This window comes from Agromyces sp. P1_H4, assembly GCF_056405255.1.
This window is the reverse complement of the sequence record NZ_JBFUCL010000172.1, coordinates 1-7,875: the sequence shown is the minus strand read 5'-3', so window position 1 is coordinate 7,875 and position 7,875 is coordinate 1. Positions and strand designations below refer to the sequence as shown.

Genomic DNA, 7,875 nt, shown 5'->3' with positions numbered 1-7,875 from the left:
GCTCGACATCCGCCGCGCGATGCACCCGGCACTCGCGGCATCCGGCAACGTGCTCATCGAGGACGTGGCGGTGCCGCGTTCGCGACTGCCCGAGATGTTCCGGGCCATCGAGGAGATCGGTGCGCGGTACGGCATCGAGATCCCCACGATCGCGCACGCGGGCGATGGCAACCTGCACCCGAACTTCGTGTTCACGGGCGACGAGGTGCCGTCGGATGTCTGGGCCGCGGCCGACGACCTGTTCCGCGCCGCGGTGACCCTCGGTGGCACCCTCACGGGCGAGCACGGAGTGGGCGTGCTCAAGCGCCGGTGGCTCGCCGATGAACTCGGCGACGACTCGTTCGGCCTGCAGCGCGGGATCAAGGCCCTCTTCGATCCGACCGGCATCCTGAACCCCGGCGTGATGTTCGCGGCTTCCGACGACTGAGCCGTTCGAGGGGACCCGCCCGCGAGCCGCTGGCAACCCGCTGCTTCGAGGTGCGCGGGGTCGATAGGCTGCGCGGATGACCAGCGCCCCACCGCCCGAGCTGAACCCGACGCCCGCCGCACCGCTCTGGTCGGCGCCGCCGCCGCGCGGGCGGCGGGGTGGCACGGTGTTCGGGGTGATCGGGATCGTGCTCGCCGGACTGGTCGGACTGCTCGTTCTCGCATATCTCGGCCTCGCCCTCGGCGTGTCGACACTCGTCATCGGCACGCTGCTCGCGCTCGTGCCGCTGGGCGTCGTGCTGCTCGCCGTGCGCTGGATCGACCGCTGGGAGCCCGAGCCGCGGTGGGCGCTGTGGTTCGCGTTCCTGTGGGGCGCGGCGGTCGCGGTCGCGATCGCGCTCGTCGTCGATCTCGGCGTGCAGCTCGCGATGGCGTTCGCGCAGCCGGGCGGCAGTCCCGACGAGGCCCTGCAGGCGGTCGTGCAGGCGCCGCTCGTGGAGGAGCTCGCCAAGGGCCTGGGCGTGCTGCTCATCTTCGCGTTCTCGCGGTCGCATTTCGACGGCCCGGTCGACGGCCTCGTCTACGCCGCCACGGCGGCCGCGGGGTTCGCGTTCACCGAGAACATCCTCTACTTCGGGCAGGCGCTCGCCGAGGGCGGTGCGAGCGAGCTCGGTGCCACGTTCGTGCTGCGCGGCATCTTCTCGCCCTTCGCGCACGTGCTGTTCACCGCGTGCATCGGCATCGCGATCGGCATCGGCGCGAGTCGTGGGGGCGGCCCCGGCGTGATCGGATGGTTCCTGCTCGGCCTCACGGGTGCGGTGCTGCTGCACGCGCTGTGGAACGGCTCGCTCGCATTCGCCGACGACGCGATCGGCCTGTACTTCACCGTGCAGGTGCCGATCTTCGTCGGTGCGCTGCTCGTGACGGTGTACCTGCGTCGCCAGGAGGCGCGCATCACCCGCACACGGCTCGCCGAGTACGGCGCGGCCGGCTGGTTCAGCCCGGCGGAGGTCGAGATGCTCGCCACGCCCGCCGGACGCCGGCAGGCGAAGGCGTGGGCGAGGGCGCAGACCCCGCCGCGCACGGCATTGATGCGACGCCTCATCAGGGATGCGACGCATCTCGCCTTCACCAGGCAGCGGATGGTGACCGCGCGTGACGGACGCCGGGGCGCCGTCGACGAGCATGCGCTGCTGGAGGCGGTGGCCGCCGACCGGGCCGCGCTGCTGCGCTGATCTTCCCGCGGCTCGGGCGCCGGCGGAGCGCCGCCCCCGCACAAGGAAACTCGCCGCCCTGTGGTGTGGCACTGCCGACATCTCTACGGGGCGACGAGTTCTCGGATTCCAGAGTGCGTGATGTTCGCAGTCAGCGCAAGAGGGGGGTGGACGGTTGTCCATGCCCGTCGCGTCCGTTTGGATGGGAGCCATGACTGACACGAACAGCAAGCCCGAGATCGACGCCCCCGAGGGTCCCGCCCCCGTCGAACTCGTCATCGAGGACATCGTGGTGGGCGACGGCGCGGAGGCCACTCCGGGCTCCACCGTCGACGTGCACTACCTCGGCGTGGAGTACGAGACCGGCGAGGAGTTCGACTCGTCGTGGAGCCGCAGCCAGTCGATCAACTTCCCGCTGCAGGCGCTCATCGCCGGCTGGCAGGAGGGGATCCCGGGCATGAAGGTCGGCGGTCGCCGCAAGCTGACGGTGCCGCCGCAGAAGGCCTACGGCCCCGCCGGTGGCGGACACCAGCTCTCGGGCAAGACCCTGATCTTCGTGATCGACCTCCTCGGCGTCAGCTGAGCGCAGCGACGCCGTACGACGAAGGCCGGTGGGCATGAGCCCGCCGGCCTTCGTCGCGCCCGGGCACCGAGTGGCCAGATGGGGGTTCCGGATGCCGCGTGCTCGGGCCGTGCTCGGTACCATCTGGTGACGCCCGACGGGCGAACCCCACGAGAGGCACGACGACGTGACCGGATCCACGACCGATCCACGACCTGACCGCGGAGCGGCACCCAGCAGCGGCGACCGCCGACGCGTCCTGCTCGCCTTCGCGCCGTACCTCCTCCTGTCGATCCTGCACGTCGCCGTGCTCGTGGTCGGCCTCGACGACGTCGCACGCGTCTCGAAGCTGCTGCTCATGCCCGCCCTCGGCCTCGCGGTCGTGCTCATCGCCCGACCGCTCCGTGCCGCCGCCCCGGTGCTGCTCCTGGTGGCGATCGGCTTCTCCTGGGGTGGGGACGCGTCGCTGACGTTCACGGGCGACCTGTGGTTCGTGGTGGGCCTGGCCTCGTTCCTGCTCGCGCACGTCACCTACATCGTGCTCTTCCTCCGCATGCGTCGAGGTGACCGGCGCCTCCCGCCCTGGACGGCCGCCTACGCCGTCTGGTACGCGGCGTTCCTCGTCCTCCTCGGATCCGATCTCGACGCGCTGTTCGCACCGGTCGCGCTGTACGGCCTGGTGCTCGGCGCGATGGCGGCGCTGGCCGGCCGACTCGGCGGGCTCATCGCCGCCGGCGGTGCACTGTTCGTCGTCTCCGACTCGGTGCTCGCCCTCGGGCGGTTCCTGCCGGGCTACGACTTCGCCCCGCATGACCTCGTGGTGATGTCGACGTACCTCGCCGCTCAGGGCTTCATCGCGTTCGGGGTGGTGCGGACGGCCCGGTCGGCGCCGGTCGACCCTCGCCGCTCGCGCCGCTCGAGCCGCGCGCCGGCTCCGTGACCTGCTGCACCCGGTCGACGAGCTCGCGCCAGGGACCGGTCAGCTGGCGCTCGGCCAGCGTCGCCTCGTGCGGCTCGCACCGGATGCGGTAGATGTACCGGTCGGGCTCGGGTGGTACGGGCGGAGGCTGGCTCCACGGGATCTCCTCGATGAGGAGGTACCACCGGTCGGCGTCGGGCTGCTCGTCGACGCGCACCTCCCACGTGAGTCGAAGGCCCGCCAGGCCGCCCGTTCGGGACACGATGACGTCCATGCCCGCGATGGTACTCCCGCGATGCGAGGGCCGCTGGGGCGGAGCTGCAGGACGTGCGGACGTGCCGCGGCAGGTGCGGCGGCATGGTGCCGGTTCAGGCGGCCGCCGGCACCGTCTCGATGCCCACCGCAGCCCAGCCGCCCTGCACCGCCCGGGTCTCGCGGGACGCGCGGCCGAAGCGTTCGGTCGCAGCGCGCACCGTCTCGTTCGCGAACGTCTTGAAGTCGGTGTCGGGTCGCAACCGGCCTGACGTGAGCACGTCGTACCAGACCCGCCCCACGGTCTCCCACGCGAACCCGCCGAGTTCGATGGCCGCGAGGGCGAAGGCGCGGTTGGGGATGCCGGAGTTCAGGTGGACGCCCCCGTTGTCGTCGTCGGTCTCGACGTAGCGGTCGAAGTGGTCGGGCTGCGGGTCCTTGCCGAGCACGTCGTCGTCGTAGGCGGTGCCGGGCGCCTTCATCGAGCGGATCGCCCGCCCCTCGACCGCATCGGTGAAGACCCCCTCGCCGATGAGCCACGTCGCCGACGCGGCATCCTGCCCCATGGCGTACTGCTCCACGAGCGCGCCGAACACGTCGGAGACGTRCTCGTTCAGGGCGCCCGACTGGCCCTGGTAGCGAAGCCGCGCGGTGCGCTCGGTGACGCCGTGCGCGAGCTCGTGGCCGATCACGCTGATCGACTGGGTGAAGCCGCGGAACACCTCGCCGTCGCCGTCGCCGAAGACCATGCGCTCGCCGTCCCAGAAGGCGTTGTCGTAGCGGTCGCCGTAGTGCACGGTGGCCTCGAGCGGCAGGCCCGCGTCGTCGATGGAGTCGCGCGCGAACACCCGGGCGAACATCTCGAACGTGTCGCCGAGGCCGTCGTAGGCCTGGTCGACCGCGGGGTCGCCGCTCGCGGGCTGGCCCTCGCGGCGCACGAGGCGGCCGGGCAGCTTGTCGTCGCCCTGCGCGTCGGAGATGCGGCGGTCGGGCTGCGGCGCCGTGCCGGGAGCCGCAGCGGGTCGCTCGTCGCGCGCCGGGTGCTCGGGTGCGATGAACGAGGGCAGTTCGCCGCTGCCCCGCCATTCGCGCACGGGCGCGTCGCGCAGGAGCGAGCGGCGGGCGGCGTCGGCGGCCGCGTCGAAGCGCGGGTCGTCGAGGTTCGCGATGCGCGCGAGGAGGTAGGGCGGCACGATCGCCGCGTGCGGCGTCGGATGAGGGTAGGGCCGGGGCATCCGCGTCATGCACCGATCGTGACACGTCCTCCCGACACCGGTGGAGACCCGCGCCGGGCGCGCCGTCGCACGGCGTCACGATCCGCGGCGACTTGCCGCGCCGCGTCGCGACGGCGAAGCTGGGAGGGTGTCCACCGCCCTCGTCGCGCCGCCCGAGGTGCGCACGCACCCCATCGCATTGCTCCCCGCCGTGCTCGTCTGCGGCGCCGCGGTGCTCCTCTTCGGGTTCCAGCTGCGACTGGCGGGCTACGCCGTGCTCGTGCTCGGCCTCGGCGTGGCGTGGCTGGTCGACCGGTCGGGCCGCACGAGTCGGCTGCTGCCCGACCTCGCCCTCATCGCGCTCGGCCAGGTCATCATCTCCACGATGTCGCTCGAAGCAGACATCAGCTACCCGAACATGGTCCGCTTCACGGTCGTGCTCGGCAGTGCGGTCGCGGTGCCGTACCTGATCTCCCGGTTCGTCTACCGCGACCGGGTCATCCGCTTCCCCTGGCGCACGGGCCAGCGGTGGACTCGGGTGCAGTGGGCGTACCTGCTGCTCGTGCTCTTCCTCGGCTGGGCGATCCTGCCGTTCTACTTCATCACCTCGGGCGTCTACACGAACTGGCCGACGGTCACCGCCCCCGACGAGATCGCGCGCCTGTTCGTCGGCGTGAACGCGGTGGGCACGTGGGACGAGCTGTTCTTCATCTGCACCGTGTTCGCGCTGCTGCGCCGGCACTTCCCGACCTGGCAGGCCAACCTGCTGCAGTCGATCGTCTTCGTCTCGTTCCTGTGGGAGCTCGGCTACCAGTCCTGGGGCCCGCTGCTCACGTTCCCATTCGCGCTGCTGCAGGGCTACACGTTCAAGCTCACGAAGTCGCTCACCTACGTGCTCGTCGTGCACCTGCTCTTCGACGCGATCGTGTTCGCGGTGATCGTCTACGCGCACAACGGCTGGCCGGCGATCTTCCTGCTGGCGCCCTAGACGACGGGTCGCCGCGGCCCCCGCATGCTGCGCACCGACAGTGCCGCGAGGGCGATCGCCGCCGCCGCCGTCGCCGCGCAGAGCGCCCACTCGAGCGCGCCCGGCCGCGCCGGCGGTGTCTCGAACACCGCACCGGAATCGCTGCGGTAGACCGTCGCGGAGGCGCCGACGGCGAGATCGTCGCTCTGCAGGTCGGCGCGAACCTCGTCGGGCAGCTCCACGGTCACGATGCGGACCGACTCGATGCTGCTGCCCCGTCGGTCGGCGACCAGCCGATGATCGGAGTGCTCGCCGACGACCGTCGCCTCGATCGGCGCATACGACGTGGACGCACGGCTGGAGGTCTCGATGATCACCCCCACGGCGCACACGGCGAGCACGACCGCGGACAGCGCGAGCACGATGGCGGTGAGCGCCGGCGGCGGGTTCCCGGCGGCGGCGGTCCGCGAGACGCTCCGGTGCGGCATCCGCTCGCTCACGGCTCGACGGATGCCCCGTGATCGGCGAGCCATCCCAGCAGCACCGCGACGTGATTGACCTGTTCGTCGCGTGCGGCATAGAGGAGCGTGACCCGGTCGTGTGCGCGCCCCGTCTCGAGCAGCGCCTGCGCGGCCGGATCGGCGTCGAGCTCATCGCGGTAGCGGGCGGCGAACTCGTCGAATCGCTCGCGGTGGTGGTGCCACTCGGTGCGCAGTTCGGGGGAGGGGGCGGCGTCCTTCGCCCACTCGTCGAGCTCGGCGCGCTCCTTCTTCACCCCGCGGGGCCAGAGCCGATCGACGAGCACGCGGTAGCCGTCGGATGCCGCGGCGGGCTCGTACACGCGCTTCATCACGAACGCCATGGCGCCAGTCTGCTCCGTGCTCGACGGTGCGGCAACGACGAGGGCCCGTCAGGCGGCCGTCGCCCCGGCGACGGCGGGCGACGCGGTGGAGCGTTCGTCGTCCCCCGCGCGCTCCGCGACGATCTGCTGCACCGCCGCGCGACCGGCGCGGTTGGCGCCGACGGTCGACTGCGACGGGCCGTAGCCGATGAGGAAGAGGCGCGGCTCGTCGAGCGAGCGGGTGTCGGCGACGCGGAACCCGCCCTCGCGGGTGCGCAGCCTCAGCGGTGCCAGGTGGTCGAGCGCCGGGCGGAAGCCGGTCGCCCAGAGGATGACGTCGGCGGGGATGAACGAGCCGTCGGGCATGCGCACGCCGTGCTCCTCGGCAGCGGCGAACATCGGATGCCGCACGAGCACGCCGCGCGCCTCGGCGGCCCGCGCCCACGGCGTCCAGTGCATGCCGGTGACCGCGATCACGCTGCCGGGCGGCAGGCCCTGGCGCACCCGCGCCTCGACCCCGGCGATCGCGGCACTCCGGGCGGGGAGGTCGAAGTCGTCCTCGACCCACTGCGGCTCGCGGCGCGTCATCCACACGGTCTCCGCGACGTGCGAGATCTCGTCCAGCAGTTGCACCGCCGAGACGCCCGCGCCCACGATGATCACGCGCTGCCCGGCGAACTCGTCGGCCGAGACGTAGTCGGCGACGTGCAGCTGGCGCCCGCGGAATCGATCGAGCCCCGGGTAGAAGGGGCGGAACGGGCGGGTCCACGTGCCCGTCGCGTTGATGACGTGACGCGYCGCCCAGTCGCCCCGGTCGGTCTCGACGAGCAGGCGCCCGTGCKGGTCGTCGTCCGCGCGGCGCACGGCCCTCACCTGCGCCGGGCGCTGCACCGCGAGGTCGAAGCGCCGCTCGTACTCGGCGAAGTACGGCGGAAGCGCCTCGCGGCTCGGCATCGCCGGGTCGGCGGGCGGCACGGGGAATCCCGGCAGCTCGTGGATGCCGTTGACGGTGGCCATGCGCAGCGACGGCCAGCGATGCTGCCACGCCCCACCAGGCGCTGGGTTCGCGTCGAGTACGACGAACGTCTGCGCCGCGCTCGCGTCGCGCACGACCGGCACGAAGCCGCGACGCTGCAGGTGGTAGGCGGCCGACAGTCCGGCCTGCCCGGCGCCGATGACGGCGACGTCCACCTCGATCGCATCCATACGCATGGAAACCCTCCCGCAGGGCCGGGTATTCCGGCGCATGCCGGCGCGACTGCGGCGTGGATAGGCTCGCCCCATGCGCGCGATCCGGTACGAGCGGTACGGCGGTCCCGACCGCCTGCGCGAGGTCGACCTGCCGACACCCGTGCCGGGTCCCGACGAGGTAGTGGTGCGCGTGCTGGCCTCGTCGGTGAACTCCTGGGACTGGGACCTGCTGCACGGCACGCCACTGATCACCCGGCTCGGCGGGGGCGTGCGCCGGCCGGTGCACCCG

The 7,875-nt window shown here is 72.4% G+C and carries 10 protein-coding genes and 1 pseudogene; 6 read left to right on the top strand and 5 right to left on the bottom strand.

Annotated elements, in window-relative coordinates:
* From AC1DY2_RS11555 to AC1DY2_RS11540, 4 genes are all read left to right on the top strand, one after another.
* The coding region (locus AC1DY2_RS11555; protein ID WP_476762564.1) for an FAD-binding oxidoreductase at positions 1 to 427 on the top strand (427 nt) is incomplete at its 5' end.
* Between the two features lie 76 nt (positions 428 to 503).
* A complete protein-coding gene (locus AC1DY2_RS11550; protein ID WP_476762563.1) occupies positions 504 to 1,661 on the top strand; it encodes a PrsW family intramembrane metalloprotease in 1,158 nt (385 codons plus the stop codon).
* A 190-nt stretch (positions 1,662 to 1,851) separates the two neighbouring features.
* A complete protein-coding gene (locus AC1DY2_RS11545) occupies positions 1,852 to 2,223 on the top strand; it encodes an FKBP-type peptidyl-prolyl cis-trans isomerase (protein ID WP_309972804.1) in 372 nt (123 codons plus the stop codon).
* Positions 2,224 to 2,389: 166 nt separating this feature from the next.
* Complete coding sequence (locus tag AC1DY2_RS11540) at positions 2,390 to 3,142, top strand: lysoplasmalogenase (protein WP_476762562.1); 753 nt, start codon at positions 2,390 to 2,392, stop codon at positions 3,140 to 3,142.
* Here AC1DY2_RS11540 and AC1DY2_RS11535 read toward each other — a convergent pair.
* The gene (locus AC1DY2_RS11535; protein ID WP_476762561.1) at positions 3,054 to 3,395 is read right to left on the bottom strand and encodes a protealysin inhibitor emfourin; all 342 of its coding nucleotides are present in this window, start codon (positions 3,393 to 3,395) and stop codon (positions 3,054 to 3,056) included. The two genes, AC1DY2_RS11540 and AC1DY2_RS11535, sit on opposite strands and share 89 nt — an antisense overlap.
* A gap of 94 nt (positions 3,396 to 3,489) precedes the next feature.
* Positions 3,490 to 4,617: a M4 family metallopeptidase gene (locus AC1DY2_RS11530; protein ID WP_476762560.1), complete on the bottom strand. Its 1,128-nt coding sequence runs from the start codon at positions 4,615 to 4,617 to the stop codon at positions 3,490 to 3,492.
* Between the two features lie 118 nt (positions 4,618 to 4,735).
* Here AC1DY2_RS11530 and AC1DY2_RS11525 point away from each other — a divergent pair, with 118 nt between their 5' ends.
* Complete coding sequence (locus AC1DY2_RS11525; protein WP_476762559.1) at positions 4,736 to 5,575, top strand: CPBP family glutamic-type intramembrane protease; 840 nt, start codon at positions 4,736 to 4,738, stop codon at positions 5,573 to 5,575.
* Here AC1DY2_RS11525 and AC1DY2_RS11520 read toward each other — a convergent pair.
* Genes AC1DY2_RS11520 through AC1DY2_RS11510 form a run of 3 tightly spaced genes read right to left on the bottom strand, consistent with a single transcriptional unit; the run spans position 5,572 to position 7,601 of the window.
* Positions 5,572 to 6,054, bottom strand: coding sequence for a hypothetical protein (locus tag AC1DY2_RS11520; RefSeq protein ID WP_476762558.1), 483 nt, complete (start codon positions 6,052 to 6,054; stop codon positions 5,572 to 5,574). The genes AC1DY2_RS11525 and AC1DY2_RS11520 overlap by 4 nt on opposite strands.
* Positions 6,051 to 6,416 (bottom strand): DUF488 domain-containing protein, encoded by a 366-nt coding sequence (locus tag AC1DY2_RS11515; protein WP_476762557.1) that lies wholly within the window; start codon positions 6,414 to 6,416, stop codon positions 6,051 to 6,053. Before AC1DY2_RS11515 ends, AC1DY2_RS11520 begins: the two co-directional genes overlap by 4 nt.
* 48 nt (positions 6,417 to 6,464) lie before the next feature.
* Positions 6,465 to 7,601 (bottom strand): NAD(P)-binding domain-containing protein, encoded by a 1,137-nt coding sequence (locus AC1DY2_RS11510; protein ID WP_476762565.1) that lies wholly within the window; start codon positions 7,599 to 7,601, stop codon positions 6,465 to 6,467.
* A gap of 76 nt (positions 7,602 to 7,677) precedes the next feature.
* Between AC1DY2_RS11510 and AC1DY2_RS11505 the strand changes: the two are divergent.
* Positions 7,678 to 7,875: pseudogene (locus tag AC1DY2_RS11505) on the top strand (NAD(P)-dependent alcohol dehydrogenase); the annotation flags it as partial.